This window comes from Frondihabitans sp. PhB161, from assembly GCF_003814635.1.
GTDB lineage: Bacteria > Actinomycetota > Actinomycetes > Actinomycetales > Microbacteriaceae > Frondihabitans.
This window is the reverse complement of the sequence record NZ_RKQW01000001.1, coordinates 463,927-482,963: the sequence shown is the minus strand read 5'-3', so window position 1 is coordinate 482,963 and position 19,037 is coordinate 463,927. Positions and strand designations below refer to the sequence as shown.

Genomic DNA, 19,037 nt, shown 5'->3' with positions numbered 1-19,037 from the left:
CCGATTCTGATGTTAAGGCTCCGGTTGTTTCGCAAGCTGGTCTCCGAAGGAATTTATCCACCGCCAGCGCCTGTTGGACCGGCACCGTGTGAGGCGGATCGCGTCCTCTTCGTGGGAAGCACGGCCTCAGCTCGGTTCGGCGTCACCGTCGAAGGACTCACGACGCTGTCACGCGTCTCCGTGTCGGTATCGGCGCAGAGGGGAAAACAATTCCACTGGATCCAGACCGGAGTCTCGATCCTGTCTGCACGTGAGGCCGCGGCCCGCATAGAAGAAATCGCAGGAGATGCGGATGCCGCACTAGTTGCGATTGGATTCACGGACGTGCTTCTCATGACGAGGCCGACCGATTGGGCCACCAATCTGATGGCCCTCATCCAAGAGGTGCAGGGACGAGCCGGTTCGTCCTGCGGGATCGTCTTAGCCGGCATCCCTCCCATGGCCGACTTCAGACAGAGTTCTCGTCTAGGCCGGGTGAGGATTCGCAATCAGGTCGTTCGTCTAAATGAAGCGACGCGCATCGTTGCGGACAGCTGTGGCGCTTGCGTTTTCGTTCCTTTTCCGGTTCTTCAGCCAGGGGTAGCCGAGATGCGAAGGCACGAGTACTCGTGGGCGGCGGTCCACCTCGTGTGGTCTCGGGCGCTGTCCGACGCGTTGATCGAGGTCCTAGATCACACGGCGCCGTTGACCACCAACCCCGAACGGACTTGAATCAAACCGGGCTTGCACGTCATGTTGCCTTGGCGGCCGGGGGCCATCACATGGCGGGATTGAGCAATGAGGGCCCGGTGTCGCCTTCCAGCACGAGAGGAGGGCAAATTGTCCATGTCGGGGAGGACCGTACAGCCTCTGCAGAAGGATCTGCAAGCGCGTGGACTCGTCAGTTGAGCCGCCAGAACCGCATATCGTTCAGAGCATGCAGCCTGCCTCTGTTGTTCTTGCTTTCGTTGCGTCGGGCGCGGGCGCGACCCTTGTGGTTGCTCTAGTTCGGGGAATTTATATGGCACGCCAGGAGGGTCGCCCTCGTCGACGCATTCAAGCGATACGCGAAGCCGTCGAGACGGCTGGGTTGCTTCCTAATGAAAGCGAAGCTGCTCGAGTCATTTGGCTGCATGTAGACGAAGAAGCGGCAGCTCTGAAGAAGCGCTACCCAGATCCCTTATCGCCGACAGAAGGCGATAAGAATTCACTCAAGTACGAGGCAGGATTCGTGATCTCCCTTCTTGGAGTGGTGGCGACTGTTCTTTTCCTCCTGCAGGTTTGGGCGCCTCCCGTCTGGAGTTGGTTGACAACAGGGCCGCAGGGCATTGCAGCGATCGTTGGTGGTCTTGTAGGAATCGCCGCACAGGTAGTGGTCTCCGTGAAGAGCAGGCGAGTTACGGTCACGCGCCCTCCGGAACGTGCGGGCAACCAGGACACGGCCGTCGCGGAAGGATCCGGCGCCGAGTTCGACGACTCTGACCCGCACACAACGACAGGGCAACCTGCTGGGGCAGCTGATGACTGAGGACTGGCAGAAATCGGTCAAAGATCGGGCAGGGCTCCCACAGGATGGTCGACGCATCGTCGGCGAGCGGACGCGCGGTCACGTTCGCCGTGGCCCACACAATAGGACACTCGGTGTGTAAGGCGAGGGTCCCGAAGGAAACCCGGCCCAATCGGAACGCACAGGCGGGCGGCCTGAACAACGGGTCCCGAAACGAGTTCCGCGAAAAGTCGGTTCACCGGTTGGCCTGTGCTCGCGGCTAGTAGAACCATTGGGATCTAGCAGCTAGTAAACATCGATCGCGGGGTGGTGGATCACGATCATCAATTCCATATCTCATCCACCACGGCCGTGCGGGCAGAGCCCTATCGGTCGACATTCCTGCAGACCGGTAGCTTCAGCGCGCGATCGTGGCCTGCGCCGCGTCCTACTTTGAGTGACCGCCGATGCGCCATGTCCGACTCAGGGGGAGATCGCGAGACGACGAGCCCACCGACACTGCATATTTTCCGCCAGGGATCCTCCACGCCTTCGTATCGCTATCCCAAACCGAAAATGGTCTGTTGCTACTAGACGAGTCGATGACGACGCGCACCCGTTGGGTTTCACCCGGCGTGAGCTTCTGCCTCTTGAAACTCACCAGCCGCTTTCCCGGCTCCCCACTGGTACCCGGCAGGGTCAGGTAAACCTGGGACACCTCCGCCCCCGCCGATCGGCCAGTGTTCGTCACGTTGAACGAAACGGTCGAGCGGAGCGCGCCGGATGAGCTGTAGTGAGTCGACACCGCGAGCCGGGAATAGGCGAATTTCGTGTACGACAAGCCGAAACCGAAGGCGAATTGGGGGGCGATGTGCTGAGCGTCGTACCACTTGTACCCAACTTTCAACCCCTCGCTGTAGGCGACCTGTCGGATAGCTTCTGGATCGGTTCTCGTAGTAGATCCGCCGGCAAATGTCCCCGGGTACTGCGCGTTCGGTGCCGCTCCAGTAGGCAAATCAGCGATCGACTTCGGGAATGTCACGGGAAGTTTTCCAGTGAAATTGACATTTCCGAAGAGCAGCCCCGCTAGGGCGTCGCCCTGTGCCTCACCTGGGTACCAGGACTCCACAATGCCCTGCACCTTGTCGGCCCACGGTGTGAGGACGGGCCCGGCCGTCTCCAAATCCACAATCGTGTGTCGGTTAGCGCCTGCGACAGCCTCGATAAGAGCGTCCCCGTTGTTCGCCACGTTGAGGGACGGTAGATCGAAGTACTCGCCGGCGACGTTGTAGCCAAACACGATTGCAGTATCAGCTTGCGCGGCTGTTCGGGCGGCGCGCTTGACGTCGCTTCCGTCGTCGTAGATGACCGTGTCGTGGTTCCTAGCAGCCCTGGCCGTCAAGGCGTCCAGGGGCGCGACGGGGTTGGGGCACTGCACGGCGTTGGGGGCGCTCGGATCTCCGTAGAGCGGTGACGTGCAGACTGTGCTCGCGCTTACTCCGGCCGTGGGTGTGTTCGAGGCTGTCGGTCCGATGATGGCAATGGTCTTGTTGCGGAGCGTGAGCGGCAGGATCTGGTTGCGGTTCTGCAAAAGAACGGAACCTTCTTCTGCCATCTTTAGGGCCACGGCGTCATGGGCATCCGTCCGGACGTTGTCCTGGGCTACCGCGGGGAGCGGGTTATCGAAGAGGCCGTTGGCTATCTTCGCTCGGATGACGCGGAACGCGGCGGCCCGAATTTGCGCCTTGGTGATCTCGCCGGCATCAAGAGCGGCGTGGAGTTTGTCCGGGGCGAAGTACTTCGGCAGGCTCAGTTCCTGATCCAAGCCGGCATTCAGCGATGCGGCAGTTGAGTGCTGTGAGCCGTTGTCCGTGACAACGAATCCTTTAAATCCGATTTCTTTTTTGAGAAGGCCATTCAGCAATTCCGGGTTCTCACACGCGTATTTCCCGTTGACCTGGTTGTAGCTGCACATCACGCCGGCTGGGTGGCCGATGGAGTTAGCGATGGCGAATGGCAGGCTGTAGACCTCGTGAAGGGTCCGGTCGTCGATGTTGGACGAGCTGGTGGAACGGTCTATTTCCTGATTGTTTCCGAGATAGTGCTTCACGACGGCAGCCACGGGCTCGCCCGGGTTCCCATTGCGAAGGGCGTTGATCCAGTCCCCCGCTAGCGTTCCCGACAGCAGGGGATCCTCACCGAGGTACTCACCATTGCGCCCGGCCCATGGTGATCGCACGATGTCGACCGCCGGGCCTAGAAGTTGGTCATAGCGCTTCCGGAAGGCTTCATCGGCCTCGGCTTTGCCCTTTGCCCTGGTCAATCGTTCATCCCAACTCGCGGCTTGCGCCATCGGAATCGGGAAAGCGGTCACACCGGGGGTGTAGGCGATGCCCATCGGCCCGTCGGTATCCGCGGTAAACGGGGCGCAGGCAACCTGGGCCGGGTAGGTCGTCGACCCGAAGACCGTCAGGTTCGTTTCGTTTGCGGAGGCCTCGTTGAGCCATCGCATCTGCTGTTCCAGAGTGGAAGCGTCAAGCAGGAGATTCGCCCTTTGCCCCGGCGACTTTGATTTGTTCATCCAGGGGCAGGCTTTGCTTGTTGAATCGGCCTGGGCCGACTCGGGGGACGCCGCTACGGTCACACCGGTTCCGACGAGGATGGCCAGGGGTAGGACTATCGCAAGCGTGGACCGAAGCCTGTGAACCTTGGAAATAGCGTGAATCACTGCATTTACCTCCTTGTAAATGGCGAGAAGCGCCGCGTCTCGTAAACCGATTGACGAACACGATGTCTGCACAATAAGGTCCAAGAAGCCCGGACGTCAACCGGTCTACATTTTTCGAGACACCGCACTCGCGGGCCACTGCTGAGCAAGGGCAAGGGTCTGCTATCGCGCGCACGAGCAACGCCGTCACACGCAAGGGAGAACCATGCCCCAACGACAGTTCCCAAAACCCAAAGAGCTTCTCGAGTACATGCAGTTCAAGAAGCCCGACGTCGACTTCAAGCGCAGCCGGCTCCAGTCGGCGCTCACGATCGCGGACCTCCGGATGATCGCCAAGCGCCGCACCCCGAAGGCCGCGTTCGACTACACGGACGGGTCGGCCGAGGGCGAGATCTCGATCGGCCGCGCACGCCAGGCTTTCGAAGACGTCGAGTTCCACCCGCAGGTGCTCCGCGACGTGGCCGAGGTCGACACGTCGACCACCGCCTTCGGCGCCGCCTCGGCGCTGCCGTTCGGCATCGCCCCGACCGGGTTCACGCGCCTGATGCAGACCGAAGGCGAAACCGCCGGTGCTGGCGCTGCGGGCGCCGCGGGCATCCCCTTCACGCTGTCGACCCTCGGCACGACCTCGATCGAGAACGTCAAGGCGGCCAACCCGTCGGGCACGAACTGGTTCCAGCTCTACGTGATGCGCCAGCGCGAGATCTCGTACGGCCTGGTCGAGCGCGCCGCGGCCTCCGGCTTCGGCACCCTCTTCTTCACCGTCGACACCCCCGTCGCCGGCGCGCGCCTCCGCGACAAGCGCAACGGATTCTCGATCCCGCCGCAGCTCACCCCCGGCACCGTGCTCAACGCGATACCGCGCCCCTGGTGGTGGTTCGACTTCCTGACCACTCCCAAGCTGGAGTTCGCCTCGCTCGCCTCCACCGGCGGCACCGTCGGCGAGCTGCTCGACTCGGCAATGGACCCGACCATCGACTTCGACGACCTCAAGGTCATCCGCGACATGTGGCCGGGCAAGCTCGCGATTAAGGGCGTGCAGAGCGTGGAGGACGCGAAGAAGTTCGCCGACTTCGGAGTCGACGGGATCGTTCTCTCGAACCACGGCGGGCGCCAGCTCGACCGCGCGCCGATCCCGTTCCACCTCCTGCCCGAGGTCGTGAAGGAGGTCGGAGGCGACGTCGAGGTCGTCGTCGACACCGGCATCATGAACGGCGCCGACATCGTCGCGTCGATCGCGCTCGGCGCCAGCTTCACCCTCGTCGGCCGGGCCTACCTGTACGGCCTGATGGCCGGCGGACGCGCCGGGGTCGACCGCATGATCGCGATCCTCTCCGACGAGATCCGCCGCACAATGAAACTGCTAGGCGCGCACTCTCTCGAGGAGCTGACCCCCGCGCACGTGACCCAGCTCGAGCGCCTAGCCCCACGCGCCCGCAGTTAGACCCACTCACGCCAGAGGGACGACAATCATCGCAAACGCTCGATTGGCACTCGGGGAGGCGTTCGCCACTCCCAGGCGAGACACCGGGCAAGCGAGGAGTGGCGGCGACAGTCTCGACTTTGCCGGGCTTCTTGGGCAACCGCCGATCGCCAGCGGAAGATGACTCGACCCGGTGGCCTCGAACCTTCTCGAATCAACGCCCAAGTCAACGTGGGCGATCATCCGGGCCGTTTATCCAGCGCCTGACGGCCTCGCCGAGCCAGGCTTTCCTGCAGTCGATTCGCTGTCGCCCACCGCGCCCATGCCCGACAGGGTTGCGACCGAAGAAAACCAACCGCGAGGCTATCAGTGACGAAATGATCGGGGGACGGACGGCTCGTAGCGGATGGGTGGGTACGTTGCGCGCACCAAGGCACGGAGGGACTCTAAAGATGACGCACCGGACACGAGTCCAGTGGCTCTCGCCTGAACGAGAACGTTGCCGATGGCAGTGGCCTCGACCGGCCCGGCGAGGACCGTCCGGCCAGTCCGGTCGGCCGTGAGCTGGCAGAGCAGCTCGTTCTGTGAGCCTCCCCCGACGACATGCACCGTCGTGATCTGCCGGCCTGATAGAACCTCAGCCTCGTCGAGAGTCTCCGCATAAGCGACTGCGAGCGACTCAAGGATGCTACGCACCGTCTCGGCTGGACTTAATGGCGGCCGGACGTCACGCTCGAGACACCAATCTCGAATTCTCCCCGGCATGTCTCCCGGCGGAGAGAAACGCTCGTCAGCCGCGTCAAATATCGGCACGGGGTTGTCGATGGCGGCGGCGGCGCTTAGCAGGGACGCAAGGTCGCTGGAGCGAACCGCTTCTGTACTTGCGGCGTCCCAGGTACGCATCGACTCGGAAAGTAGCCAAAGGCCCGAGATATTTTTTAGGAACCTCACGCGGCCAAAGGCGCCACCCTCGTTCGTAAAGTTGGCCGCCCGCGACGCGTCGGTGACAACCGGCGCGTCGAGTTCGAGCCCGACGAGCGACCAAGTGCCGGACGAGATGAAAGCGGCATGCTCGTCAACGAGGGGTACTCCGACCACCGCCGACGCGGTGTCGTGCGATCCAACCGCGGTCACCGGTATTTCCCGTCCGTTACCGATCGATCCGGCAAAGGAAGGCAGCAAAGCACCTACCCTGTCCCCCGGGGAGACGAGCGGAGCGAAGAATGATTCTTGCAGGCCGAGAACTGAGAAAAGGTCGGGATCCCACCTACCCGTCTTCGGCGACAGGAGCCCCGTAGTAGAGGCATTCGTCCGCTCTGTGACTTCAACCCCGGTGAGCCAGCGTCCGATGAGATCGGGCACGAGCAACGCACGGTCGGCGAGTGCAAGCGTTCCCGCCGCCCTGTCGGCAGCAAGTTGATAGATCGTGTTAAACGGCAGGTGCGCCAACCCGTTGCGCTCATACAGAGCTGTTGCTGGGACTGCCGCGTGCACAGCATTCACTGAGGCCGCGTTGCGGGCATCACGGTAGTGGTAGGGCAACCCGACCAGCCGCCCATTTCGCAGGAGCCCGTAATCGACGGCCCAAGAGTCCACACCTATAGAGGCAACACCAGAATGTAACCGGGTCGCCTGGGTGAGCCCATCGCGAATGGCCTGCCAGAGACCTAGTACGTCCCAATGCAGGCCCTCCCGGCCCTCACCTTCGGGTACGCCGACAGGCCTGTTCGCGAACCGTGCAACATGCTGCAGCCTCAGTTCGTTTGGGCCGACGTGGCCGAGGATTACGCGCCCACTTGTCGCGCCCAGATCGACGGCCGCGACTGCGCCAGCCGTGTTGCCACGCACTGAGCTACCTCCCCTGCTCGACACTGCCGCTACCGCAGGAACGCGGCTGCCACGCCCGCGTCGACCGGGACGTGCAGTCCCGTCGTGTGCGAGAGGTCGCCGGCGGTCAGCACGAACACGGCGTTGGCGACATGCTCGGGCAGGACCTCGCGCTTGAGCAGGGTGCGCTGCGCGTAGTAGGCGCCAAGCTCGTCTTCGGGCACACCATAGACGGCTGCGCGTTTGGCGCCCCAGCCGCCGGCGAAGATCCCAGAGCCGCGGACGACGCCATCAGGGTTGATGCCGTTGACCTTGATCCCGTACTCGCCAAGCTCGGCCGCGAGCAGCCGCACCTGATGCGCCTGGTCCGCCTTTGTCGCCGAGTACGCGATGTTGTTCGGCCCCGCGAAGACGGAATTCTTCGACGAGATGTAGACGATGTCACCGCCGAGCTGCTGGTCGATGAGCACCTTCGCCGCTGCGCGCGACACTAGGAACGACCCCTTGGCCATCACGTTGTGCTGGAGGTCCCAGTCCGCGACGGTCGTCTCGAGCAGCGACTTCGACAGCGAGAGACCAGCGTTGTTCACGACGAGGTCAAGGCCGCCGAAAGCCAAAATGGCCTCACCGACCGCCGCGGCGACCTCGTCTTCCGAGGTGACGTTTGCCTGCACACCGATCGCGACATCCGTGGAACCGAGTTCGGCGGCCGCAGCTTGGGCCTTGGCGAGGTCGAGGTCGGCGATGACGACGCACGCACCCTCCTTAGCCAGGCGGGTGGCGATTGCCTTGCCAATGCCGGAAGCGGCACCGGTTACCAGTGCGATGCGCGTGGCCAGCGGCTTGGGGGCCGGGCGGCGCTGCAGCTTTGCCTCCTCGAGGGCCCAGTACTCGATGCGGAACTTCTCGGACTCGTCGATCGGGGTGTACGTCGAGATCGCCTCGGCCCCGCGCATGACGTTGATCGCGTTGAGATAGAACTCCCCGGCGACGCGGGCGGTCTGCTTATCGGCGCCGTAGCTGAACATGCCGACGCCAGGAATCAGCACGATGGCCGGATCCTGCCCGCGGATCGCGGGCGAATCGGCCGTTGCATGGCGGTCGTAGTAGGCCTGATACTCGGCCCGATACTCGTCGTGCAGGGCCGCCAATCGCTCGAGCGACTCCTCGACGGTCGCCGTCGGGGGCAAGTCGAGCACCATTGGTTTGACCTTGGTGCGCAGGAAGTGGTCGGGACAGCTCGTACCAAGGGCGGCGAGACGCGGATGGTTCGCTGACTCGAGGAAATCCAAAATGCGCGGGTCGTCGCTGAAGTGCCCGACCTGTACGTGATCCGATGATACGAGAGCACGGAGTACTGGCGCGAGCGCTGCAGCCCTTACTCGACGCTCGACAGGGGCGAGCGGACCGTAGCCCTCTAGCGCAGCACCGAATGGGTCGGGCCTTCCATGCTGATCGATGTATGCCTGCGCCGTTCCGATGATCCAGAGCGAGTTCGCCTCGGCCTCGTCGGAGGTGTCTCCCCAGGCCGTGATGCCGTGGCCGCCGAGGATCGTGCCGATCGCCTGCGGATTGGCCTCCCTGATAGCGGCGATGTCTTCGCCGAGCTGCCAGCCCGGACGGCGCCACGGCACCCAGACGACCCTGTCGCCGAAGATCTGCTTCGTGAGCGCTTCGCCGTCGGCGGAGGTCGCGATGGCGATCCCCGAGTCGGGGTGGAGGTGGTCGACGTGCGCCGCGTCGACGAGACCGTGCATGGCCGTGTCGATCGACGGCGCCGCGCCGCCCTTGCCGTGGAGGGCGTAGTCGAAAGCCGCGACCATGTCGTCTTCGGAGTCGACTCCTCGGTAGACGGAGCGGAGCGAGCGCAGGCGGTCGAGGCGGAGCACCGCCAGGCCCTTCTCGGTGAGGGTGCCGAGGTCGCCACCCGAGCCCTTGACCCAGAGCAGCTCGACCGGCTCGCCCGTCACCGGGTCGATGGCGCTGCCCTTGGCGGAGGTGTTTCCGCCGGCGTAGTTGGTGTTCGCCGGGTCGGAGCCCAGGCGGTTGGAACGGGCAATGAGTTCGTTAGGCGATGCCGTCACGTTGAGTACTTCCTGTGTTGGGGGATCCCACTCGTAGCGCACGAGCAGCATCGTTGGGGACAAATTGGAGTTCCTGGATGACGGCTAGAACGCGCTCTTTGCGAGTGGCCCTGACCTTCTCTGGATGGTTGAGAACGTTGGACACCGTGCCAATAGAGACGCCAGCCGTAAGCGCAACGTCGCGAATCGTTGTGGGACGGTCAGCGTCGATCACAATCACGCGCCCCAGCTTGCTTGCTGGCCGCCGACTCGCTCGGCGGCGATCTTCTCCTGGTGGCCCGACTCGGCGTACGCCTTCAACGGGTCGCGGGGCAGGCCGCGCGTCTCGCGCCGGTCGGCGAGGGCGGGGCGGACGTCGGTGTAGAAGGCGTCCATCAGCACCTGGTTGGCGCCGAGCACGTCGTGGTCGGCCTGCGCTGCGGCGAGGGCCGGGCGGTCGACGAGCAGGGCGCGCGCGGTCATCTCCTGCACGTTCAGCACCGACCGCATCTGACCGGGGATCTTGTCCTCGACGTTGTGGCACTGGTCGAGCATGAACTGCACCGGCGAGTCGACCTCGAGGCCGCCTCCGTTGATCACCTCGAAGAGGATCCGGAAGAGTTGGAAAGGATCCGCCGCACCCACGATGAGGTCGTCGTCGGCGTAGAAGCGGGAGTTGAAGTCGAACGAGCCGAGCTTGCCGAGGCGGAGCAGCTGCATGACGATGAACTCGATGTTGGTGCCCGGCGCGTGGTGCCCGGTGTCGAGGCAGGTCATGGCCTTGGGCCCGAGGGCGCTCACCTGCGCGAAGCTGGTTCCCCAGTCGGGAACGTCGGTGTGATAGAAAGCCGGCTCGAAGAACTTGTACTCGAGCACGAGGCGTTGCTCGTCGCCGAGCCCTGCGTAGATCTCGGCGAGAGAGTCGGCCAGGTGGTCCTGACGCTGGCGGAGCGAGTCCTGCCCGGGGTAGTTGGTGCCGTCGGCTAGCCAGATCTTGAGGTCCCGCGATCCGGTCTCGGTCATGATCTCGAGGCAGCGGAGGTGGTGGTCGATGGCCTTGCGGCGGACGGCCGCGTCGGAGTGGGCGAGGCTGCCGAACTTGTAGTCGTCGTCCTGGAAGGTGTTGGAGTTGACGGTGCCGAGCTTCACGCCGAGCCCCTCCGCGTACGACGCGAGGGCCGACCAGTCGTCGACGAGGTCCCACGGGATGTGGAGCGCGACTGCGGGTGCGAGCCCTGTCAGCTCGTTGACCTTGGCGGCGTCAGCGATCTTCTCCTCGGGGCTCCGGGGCGTGCCCGGCGTGCCGAAGACCTTGAACCGGGTGCCCGAGTTGCCGAACGCCCAGCTGGGCAGCTCGATGCCCTGGCGCTCCAGGGTCGGGGTGATGTCGGCGAAGGTTGTCATTCGGTCGTTCCTTTCGTGTTTCTGATCAATGAGAAAGCTCAGCGGTTAGTTGCCGGTTGCCGCTTATCTCAAAATCCGCACAAGAACCCCGTGCGCCCGACTGAGAAGGTCGCCACTCGGAGTCCTCGGCCGGTACACGCGAAGGTTGAAGGCCATCCCGCCGCCGAGGTGTTCAAGAGCGAGAATCGCACCGAGCGTCACAACGGGCTCAAGCTTCGATTTTGAAGGTGGCGCGCTGAAGGTCTCGGCCCCGCGAACTGGAACCGACGAGAAGTTCAAAGTCGCCGGGCTCGAGAATCCGGTGTCCCGTCGCGTCGACCAAGGTGCAGCTCGATGCAGGTAACGAAATATCGACGTCGATTTTTTCTCCGGGACGGAGGTCTACTTGGACGAACGCTTTGAGTTCCTTTTCAGCCCAGGTGACACTCGTCACCTGGTCAGCGATGTACACCTGTACCGTCTCGAGGGCCGGTCGGCGTCCGACATTGGACAAGGTGATCGTTGCCTTGATTTCTCCGTCAGATTGAAGGACAGGGGTTGCGATGCGGAGATTCGAATAGCGGACGCTCGTGTAACTGAGTCCCTCTCCGAAGGCGAACAGGGGGTCCTGGGTGAGGTCCGCATAGCGGTTACCGTGTTGTCCTCGGAGCTGGTTGTAGTACACGGGCAGTTGGCCTGCATGACGGGCAAACGAAATGGGCAGCCGGCCGGACGGCTCGATAAGCCCGAAGATCAGCTCAGCGATAGCAAGCCCGCCTTGCATGCCAGGGTTGAAGGCCTCGACGATGGCCGCCGCCCGCATGGCCGAAGCTGGCAGAGTTGACGGTTTTGACTGAATCAGGACGAGCACCACCGGGGTTCCTGTGTCCACGAGAGCGTCGAGAAGAGCGATCTGCCCACCTTGCAGGTCAAGAGTGGCTGTCGAGCGACCCTCACCCGTGAGGCTGATGTCGTCTCCGAGGACGGCGACGATGTAGTCAGCATCCCGAGCGGCAGCTACGGCCTCGGTAAGCAGGGATTCGTTGGTTTCCGCGGCCACGAACAGCGGCGGGCGAGGCTGGCCATCGGGGAATGTCTCCCCTTCCGGATCCGGAGTTAAGGAGCCGATATCGGCACCCCGTGCGTGCTTGACGGTCCACCCCTCTGGGGCGGTTGCCTGGAATCCGTCGAGGACCGTTGAGGTGAGGTGGCGCGGGTGGCCGCCGTCCATCCAATCGACCTGGCCCGACGCTCCCGCCCAGTCACCGAGCTGTGCGTGCTGATCGTGGGCGTTGGGCCCGACAACCAGGATTGCCTTTTGTGCGGTCTGCCCGGCGCGGTCTTCAGGTTCGCTTTGGAGAAGCGGGAGTGTGCCGTCGTTGGCGAGGAGGACGAGTGATCGTCGTGCCATCTCAAGATTGAGTCTGGTGTGTTCTGGGTTTCCGATGAGGAGACGCTGCGCGTCTTCGTCCGGAAGGCGTGGATCTTCGAAGAGACCAAGATCGAATTTGAGAGTGAGGATACGACGTACGGCGTCATCAATAGCGTCTTCGGAGAGAGTTCCCGACGCGACAGCTTCCTGCGCGGCCTCGAAGAACTGGGGTGTGTTCATAACAAGGTCATTCCCCGCCAGGACGGCCGTTGTCGCGGCATCGACGTCGTTCGCGGCTACCTTCTGTTCCCACACCATGCGTCCGACGTTGTCCCAATCCGTGACAAGCGTGCCCGTGAATCTCCATTCGCCCTTTAGGACGTCGTTGAGCAGCCACGAGTTGGCGGTGACTGGAACTCCGTCAATGGCCTGATAGCCGAGCATGAATGTGGCGCAGCCTTCCTGGACCGCTCGCTCGAAGGGCGGAAGGAACCATGAACGAAGCTTCCGCGGGCTGATGTCAGCCTCACTTGCGTCCCTACCGCCTTGAGTTTCCGAATAGCCGGCGAAATGTTTGGCCGTTGCGAGGACCGCCGTGGGGTCATCAAGCCCATTGCCCTGATAGCCGCGGATCATGGCGGCCCCAAATTCCCCGATGAGGTGGGGGTCCTCGCCGAAGGTCTCATCTACCCGTCCCCACCGAAGGTCGCGACTGATGCAAAGAACTGGTGAGAATGTCCAGTGGAGTCCAGTGGCCGCGATTTCCAAAGCGGCGGCACGCGCGCCTTTCTCGATAAGGTCGGCGTTCCATGTTGAAGCCATGCCCAGTTGGGTGGGGAAGATGGTGGCGCCGGGCCAGAAGGAGTGGCCATGAATACAGTCGTCTGCCATGAGCAGGGGAATTTGCAGACGTGTCTTCTGCACGAGGGCTTGCGATTCGATCATGCGCAATGGCGACGCGTGCAAGAGCGACCCGCCGAGCTTCTCGAGGATGAGACCTTCGAGGTTGCCGCGTGCGTCAAGTTGGAGCATCTGACCGATCTTCTCGGACAGGGTCATGACCGCGAGGAGGTCGTCGACGCGCTCAGTCGTCGGGGCCGCCGGGTTGCGGAATAGCGCGCCGCCCCCGGGGCGCTGCTCTTTCTCGTTGTTCACAGGTGGGCCACGCTTTCTCGAGGGTCGAGGGTGGAGACGACTTTTCCGGCTGCGTATTCAAAGGTCACAATGGTGGTCTCCTCGTTTTTCGATCGGCTGACCTTCGAATGCAACGGTGACGCCACGAACTCGACCCCCGCGGGGAGAGACGCAGTCACCCGAAGGACACCACTCGAGTCCTGTTCCCAACGCACGTGAAGATCTCCCCGGGGTGTGGGGACGGTTCCACTGGCGTAGTCAAGGCGGTTCGGTGCAGGTTCGATGGCGACTTGTGAAAAGCCGGGGCTAAGGGGTCGCACGCCGAGAACCCAGCGGGGGAAATGCTGCAGGGGAACGCTTCCCCATGCATGGCAGTCGCTTCTGTTACTAACGGTGTCCTCTGCCCAGGTCGTTAGGCCTACTCGGAGCATGTCGATCCAGGGCTGCCAGTCGACGAGATCATGGACCCCGGCCATGCGGAGAGCGTCGAAGAGGCTGTGCGACATCGCATAAGAGCAGGGCGCCAGCGACGGGTCTCGGACGGCTCGCTTAAGCAGGTCATGAGCGGCCGCACCTTCTATGGCTCCAGCCAGCACCGCCCAGACTTGCGCATGCTGGCTTCCCGGCTTTCCAGTGTCGGAGTCTCTGTAGTAGCGCGCCTCCGAGTCCCATGCCGTGCTTGAGTCGAGGGCCGCGAGCACAGCTGCTGCTCGTGTCAGATAGTCGTCAGCGTCTTGGGTGTCTCCGCACCAGGCGGCGGTCTTCGCTGCACTCTTGAGGGCTGCTACGTATTGGAAGGTCAGGATGGTGCTTGTTCGCCTTGCGCCGAGTTGGGGGACCCCTCGCCGTGATTGCCACGCCGCTGTCCAGTCGACGAAGTTCCACATCTCCGCGTTCCCCGCCGCCTCGGGGCTGTCGGGTGGTGTCGTGATGAAGCCGTCGTCCGCGAGCGACCTGTCAAAGAACGCCAGGACCGACCGCATTCGATCTCTGAATTGTCGAGTGAAGTCGCGGTCGCCGGAGTATTCCAGATGCTCCGCGACCATGAAGATCCAGAACAAGGAGAAACCGGGGATGTACTGCGGGCGGACGCTAGGCGCTCGGCTTTCAGTAAGCCCATCCGCATCGCCGGAGACGGCGAAATCCTGGATGGCGCGTCGGATGAGGCGGTCGTCCGTGGAGAGGTGGAGCGAGAAGAGGGCCTGGGATCTGGTGTCCATTACGTACTGCAGCTGTTCGTAGAACGGACAGTCTTCGAACGTTTCGTGCATGCAGTTGCGGAGCGTACGTACGCTCGTTTCCCAAAGGCGCGTGTCCATGTCGGACGACGATTGAAAGGAGCCGGTGATGGCTAGCGGGTAGTGCGTTTTCGTGAGCTTCACGGGCAGGAGCGTGAGTGGCTCGTTAGCCGTCTCAACGGAAATGCGCAGATATCGGACAGTTCGAAACCAGAACGGCTGGAATGACTCGGGATGACCGGGGGTGCCCAGTCCCGCTATCTGGACGACGTCGGGGTCACCGAAGAGGTCACCGTTGACAGCGTCGGTCCGGTCACCTTTGCGGCGGAGCCAGGGGATGTCAATGGGGACTCCCTCGTAGCACTCAGCTGCCACGAGGCGCACCACAGAGCCCTGGCCCCCCAGGGTCTCAAGGGCGATGTAGGCAGTGAGAAGCTCACCGGCGTCCAAGTCAACATCGACTCTTTGTCGCGGCCCAACCGTGACTGGTTCACCTTTCAACAGTGATGTCCAGTCGGAACCTTCACCCCGGTGACGTGTGACTCCCGTAAACGTTGACGGTTCCAGCGTCATGTGCGGAATTGGTCGGGGCTCAAGGATGCCCAGTGGGTCCGGGGAGGCCCTCTGGACGGCAACCGGGTTCTGCCACGTGCTGTCGTCGAACTCTTGGTCGAGCCAACCATGCGGCTCGACGTTAGCGTCGACGAGTTCCTGCAGACCTAGGAACAGGGTGTTGGTTCCTTGTAAGAAGGTCCTTCCGTTCGCTCGGTGGCATTTCCAGGACTCGAGACTTGTAAGAGCTTCGGGGCCGCTTATGGAAAGGCTGGGCTCGTCGCTCCGACGAACAGAAACATTTCCGGCCGTGCCATCGGGGTAGGCGAGTGCCTCGATGTTGATGACATTGACGCCAGCCCGTAGGAAGCTGTTGATGTCGATTGTGTCGACGAACCAATTCTTGTCTGTCGGTTTCGCTGGGCCCACGGCCGTGAGCGTGCCGTTCACGAACAGTCGGTATCTGCTATCGGCGGCGATTTCCAGTGCGTCTACGTAGTGCTCATTGCCTGGCAGAACCAACGTTGCTCGGAATCTAACAAGCTCCGCGACGCCGTTTCGCGCAGGCGCGGTTGAGTCGCCCGCCCACATCCATGTTGTTGGCATCTTCGTTTCCTGCATCCGTAAATCAGAGGTGAGCGAGTACGAGAAGGCGCGACAGCAGAACCCCTCCTAGTTGCTCGGGGGAGCCGCCGGCCGTTAGCCCTTTAGCCCTCCGGCGAATCCCTGGACGATGTATTTCTGCATGAGGAAGTAGGCCAGCAGAATTGGCGCGATGCTGATGATGATTCCCGCGAAGATCAGGCTCCACTGCGCTCCGTACTGTCCGACGAAGCCGTAGATGGCCACGGTGACGGTTTGGTGCGACGAACCGGACAAGTACAGCAATGGGGACAAGAAATCGTTCCACGTGAAGACGGCGTTGAGGATGATGACGGTGCCGGTGATGGGCCGAACGAGAGGAAACACGACCGACCAGAAGGTGCGGAATGATCCCGCTCCGTCGAGTGAGGCTGCTTCCTCGTAGTCGATAGGGAGGGCCCTCAAGAACCCGACGTAGAGGAAGATTGAAAAGGGCATTTGGGCGCCGACGTAGACAGCGATCAAGCCCCATAGGGTGCCCAGGAGACCGAGATCCCGGATGGTCTGATAGAGGGGAAGCAGGCCGAGCTGGGCCGGGATTAGAAGGCCCACGAGGAAGACCAGGTACGTGGCCTTCGACCATTTGGCTGTGATCCGCGCCAGCGGGTAGGCCGCTGTCGACGCGATGATGACGGTCAGAGCGATGGATACGACTGTGACGGTTGCGCTGTTCAGGAGTGCCCCGCCCAACCCACCTTGCTGCCAGGCATTGACGAAGTTGTCAAACGTCGGGTGAAGCGTAGGGACCAGAGTCGCGGTCTGATCGTTGGGGGCCTTGAAGGCCAACTCGAGAAGGACGTAGATCGGGAAGAGGAACAGCAACGCGACGAGAATCATCACGGCTTCGAGGACGCCGGTGCGCCAGGTGTAGCGGAACATGTCAGCGGCCCTGTCGGCTCAGGAGGCCGTACTGCACGGCCGAAACGATTGCGACGAAGATTGTCAGGAGTACAGCAAGGGCAGACCCGTAGCCAAAGCGTCCGAGTTGGAAAGCGTTCTGGTAGATCAGCGTGGAGATGGTGTTCGAGGATCCGCCGGGACCGCCCTGGGTCATCGTGATGACTTGGTCAAATAGTTTGAGGCCGCCGATGATCGAGAGCATGAGGTTGATCGTGATGGCCGGTGCAAGCATCGGGCGGATGATCGACCAAAAACGGCGGATGGCTCCTGCGCCGTCGATTGAGGCGGCTTCGAGAATTTCATCCGGAATGCCCTGGAGGCCGGCCAGAAAAATGACCATTGAGTAGCCGACGAACTGCCAGATGACGACGAAGATGATGGACCAAATGGCGAGATGGGAGCTTCCGAGCCAGTCCTGCTGAAGGCCCCCCAAACCGACTGCCTTCAAGCCCTGGTTCACGCCACCATCGGGGGCGAGCAGGTTTTGCCACAAGAATCCGACGGCGACGGAGGTGATCACGACCGGTGCGAAGATCAGGACCCGCAGGACGTTTTTGGATTTGATGCGGCTGTTCACGCCGAGTGCCACGAGGAGGCCCAATGCGTTCTGCACGATGGTGACGGCGATGCCGACGAGGATCGTGTTGCGAATGGCAGTCAGGGCGTCGGGGTCGGAGAAGATCGCGCCGAATTCTTTGAATCCGACCCAGTTCTTTGCGGCGGAGATGCCGTCCCAGTCAGTGAAGGCAAACAGGCTTCCTTGGATGCTCGGGACGATGACTGAGAATGCGTAGAAGGCCGCCGCGGGGACCAGGAACCACCAGATACGTGCGGTCGTTGAACGTTTCTTCCGCGCCTTCGTGGCCGTGGCGGGCCCTATTTTCTTGTGTCGTTCAGCGGCGATCGCCATCTGGAGTTCTTCCTTGCTAGAGATGTTGAGGGGTGGGGCGGGGTGCGCACCCTGCGGGTTTGCACACCGCCCCGCGGATCGGCTTTGGCTACTGGTTGTAGGCCTTGTCCATCTGTTCCAGCGCGGCGCTCGAGGAGGTGGTTCCGCCCAGGATGTTCTGTAGCTGGTTGGTGGTCACCTGCTGCACGTTCGAATTGGGCCACAGCTGATCGGGGAATGCCGTTGTCTTGGTTCCCGCAGCCTGCTCGAGGACGCCGTCGAGGACCTTGTCGTGCGTGAACGTTCCATTCGAGATGCTCGGGAAGATCGACCCGCTCTTGATGGCGGAGTCGATACCGTTCTTTGACATGAAGAACTCGATGAACTTCTTCGCAAGCGCTTGGTTCTTCGAATTTGCGTTGACCCCGTAGCCGGCGCCAAGGGCCACCGGAAGGTAAGTGTCTGAGGAGTTGTCCGTTGCCGGGAACGCAGCCGTCTCGAAGGTCGTGCCCGATGCGGCCTTACCCTGAATGGTGGCGATCTGATTGCCGACAGTAACGATGCCGACGGCGTCACCTTTTGCGACCTGAGTCTGAGCTGTGTCGAGGCTGACACCATTCGGGCTCTTGCTGAAGCAGCCCGCCTTGTTCATCTGCGTGACCTGGTCCAGAGCGTCGGTCCACTTCGAGTCGCTGAAGGTTGCCTTGCCGTCGGCCTGGTCCTCCGAGAACTTGGAGTCGGGTCCGTACACCAGGGTGCTGGTCAGGGCGTATGGCAGGTAGAGGGCGGTACCACCGGTCGCCCCCGCCATGGCGTAAGCCACCTTGCCCTTGGACTTAGCTGCGGCGCAAAGCGCGAGAACGTCGCTGAAGGTGGTCGGCGCCTTGGCTCCGACGGCGGTGAGCGCTTGGCTGTTGTAGATCGCCGGAATGATCGTGTAGTTGTTCGCCGCAAGGTAAACCTTGCCGTCGGTTCCCATGACCTGCTTCTGAGCGCTCGTGAAGCTTTTGGTCCAGCTCTGCGAAGAAAGATCAGCGAGATATTTGTTCTTCGCCAGAGTCTGGACTGCGATCGGGTTGCCCTCGCCAGGGAAAACCGTGACGATATCGCCAGCCGTTTTAGACACAAGCTGCGTGTTGATCTGGGTCAGAATCTGCGGGTAAGGCAGGCCCGTGAACTTAACGGTCGTACCCGGATTCTCCTTCTCGAACTCGTCGATGATCGGCTGAACGGTCTTGTCGCCGCTGAAGCCTTCCCAAGTGATCGTCTTGCCATCGCCACCGCCGTTGGCGGACTGCGGGCCGGACGTGCATCCGGCCAGGCCCATCGCCACCACGAGGGCGGCGACGGGCAGTGCTGCGTGCTTTTTGCGCATGAAATGCTCCATTGGACTTCAAGGGGGTGTACCCGAACTGAGAGGC

The 19,037-nt window shown here is 62.5% G+C and carries 12 protein-coding genes; 2 read left to right on the top strand and 10 right to left on the bottom strand.

Going from position 1 to position 19,037, the window contains the following annotated elements; translation table 11 throughout:
* The first annotated feature begins 916 nt into the window (after positions 1-916).
* On the top strand, positions 917-1,507 hold the full coding sequence (locus EDF39_RS02425; RefSeq protein WP_123940163.1) for a hypothetical protein: 591 nt from the start codon (positions 917-919) through the stop codon (positions 1,505-1,507).
* A 406-nt stretch (positions 1,508-1,913) separates the two neighbouring features.
* Here EDF39_RS02425 and EDF39_RS02420 read toward each other — a convergent pair whose 3' ends face one another.
* A complete protein-coding gene (locus EDF39_RS02420) occupies positions 1,914-4,046 on the bottom strand; it encodes a beta-glucosidase (RefSeq protein WP_123940161.1) in 2,133 nt (710 codons plus the stop codon).
* 352 nt (positions 4,047-4,398) lie between these two features.
* On the opposite strand from EDF39_RS02420, the gene EDF39_RS02415 reads away from it, so the two are divergent.
* On the top strand, positions 4,399-5,637 hold the full coding sequence (locus EDF39_RS02415) for an alpha-hydroxy acid oxidase (RefSeq protein ID WP_123940159.1): 1,239 nt from the start codon (positions 4,399-4,401) through the stop codon (positions 5,635-5,637).
* 345 nt (positions 5,638-5,982) lie between these two features.
* Here EDF39_RS02415 and EDF39_RS02410 read toward each other — a convergent pair whose 3' ends face one another.
* From EDF39_RS02410 to EDF39_RS02370, 9 genes are all read right to left on the bottom strand, one after another.
* Positions 5,983-7,464 (bottom strand): rhamnulokinase family protein, encoded by a 1,482-nt coding sequence (locus EDF39_RS02410; RefSeq protein WP_123940157.1) that lies wholly within the window; start codon positions 7,462-7,464, stop codon positions 5,983-5,985.
* 29 nt (positions 7,465-7,493) lie between these two features.
* Entirely contained in the window at positions 7,494-9,578 is a 2,085-nt protein-coding gene (locus EDF39_RS02405) for a bifunctional aldolase/short-chain dehydrogenase (protein ID WP_123942222.1), read from the bottom strand.
* On the bottom strand, positions 9,511-9,672 hold the full coding sequence (locus EDF39_RS17870; RefSeq protein WP_370275169.1) for a LacI family DNA-binding transcriptional regulator: 162 nt from the start codon (positions 9,670-9,672) through the stop codon (positions 9,511-9,513). Before EDF39_RS17870 ends, EDF39_RS02405 begins: the two co-directional genes overlap by 68 nt.
* Positions 9,673-9,743: 71 nt before the next feature.
* Positions 9,744-10,910: an L-rhamnose isomerase gene (gene rhaI / locus EDF39_RS02395; RefSeq protein ID WP_123940155.1), complete on the bottom strand. Its 1,167-nt coding sequence runs from the start codon at positions 10,908-10,910 to the stop codon at positions 9,744-9,746.
* A 208-nt stretch (positions 10,911-11,118) separates the two neighbouring features.
* Positions 11,119-13,416: a glycoside hydrolase family 3 N-terminal domain-containing protein gene (locus EDF39_RS02390; RefSeq protein ID WP_233572934.1), complete on the bottom strand. Its 2,298-nt coding sequence runs from the start codon at positions 13,414-13,416 to the stop codon at positions 11,119-11,121.
* Positions 13,413-15,806 (bottom strand): alpha-L-rhamnosidase C-terminal domain-containing protein, encoded by a 2,394-nt coding sequence (locus EDF39_RS02385; RefSeq protein WP_123940153.1) that lies wholly within the window; start codon positions 15,804-15,806, stop codon positions 13,413-13,415. Before EDF39_RS02385 ends, EDF39_RS02390 begins: the two co-directional genes overlap by 4 nt.
* 78 nt (positions 15,807-15,884) lie before the next feature.
* Positions 15,885-16,706: a carbohydrate ABC transporter permease gene (locus EDF39_RS02380; protein ID WP_123940151.1), complete on the bottom strand. Its 822-nt coding sequence runs from the start codon at positions 16,704-16,706 to the stop codon at positions 15,885-15,887.
* Between the two features lies 1 nt (position 16,707).
* On the bottom strand, positions 16,708-17,637 hold the full coding sequence (locus EDF39_RS02375; protein ID WP_123940149.1) for a carbohydrate ABC transporter permease: 930 nt from the start codon (positions 17,635-17,637) through the stop codon (positions 16,708-16,710).
* Positions 17,638-17,725: 88 nt separating this feature from the next.
* Positions 17,726-18,991, bottom strand: coding sequence for an ABC transporter substrate-binding protein (locus tag EDF39_RS02370; RefSeq protein WP_158613129.1), 1,266 nt, complete (start codon positions 18,989-18,991; stop codon positions 17,726-17,728).
* Positions 18,992-19,037 lie beyond the last annotated feature (46 nt).

Excerpts from the sequence above, each read along its gene's own strand:
- EDF39_RS02415 (WP_123940159.1), top strand. The coding sequence starts at position 4,399 with ATGCCCCAACGACAGTTCCCAAAACCCAAAGAGCTTCTCGAGTACATG.
- EDF39_RS02375 (WP_123940149.1), bottom strand. The coding sequence starts at position 17,637 with ATGGCGATCGCCGCTGAACGACACAAGAAAATAGGGCCCGCCACGGCC.
- EDF39_RS02420 (WP_123940161.1), bottom strand. The coding sequence starts at position 4,046 with ATGAACAAATCAAAGTCGCCGGGGCAAAGGGCGAATCTCCTGCTTGAC.
- EDF39_RS02385 (WP_123940153.1), bottom strand. The coding sequence starts at position 15,806 with ATGCAGGAAACGAAGATGCCAACAACATGGATGTGGGCGGGCGACTCA.
- EDF39_RS02405 (WP_123942222.1), bottom strand. The coding sequence starts at position 9,578 with ATGCTGCTCGTGCGCTACGAGTGGGATCCCCCAACACAGGAAGTACTC.
- rhaI (WP_123940155.1), bottom strand. The coding sequence starts at position 10,910 with ATGACAACCTTCGCCGACATCACCCCGACCCTGGAGCGCCAGGGCATC.
- EDF39_RS02425 (WP_123940163.1), top strand. The coding sequence starts at position 917 with ATGCAGCCTGCCTCTGTTGTTCTTGCTTTCGTTGCGTCGGGCGCGGGC.
- EDF39_RS02370 (WP_158613129.1), bottom strand. The coding sequence starts at position 18,991 with ATGCGCAAAAAGCACGCAGCACTGCCCGTCGCCGCCCTCGTGGTGGCG.
- EDF39_RS02380 (WP_123940151.1), bottom strand. The coding sequence starts at position 16,706 with ATGTTCCGCTACACCTGGCGCACCGGCGTCCTCGAAGCCGTGATGATT.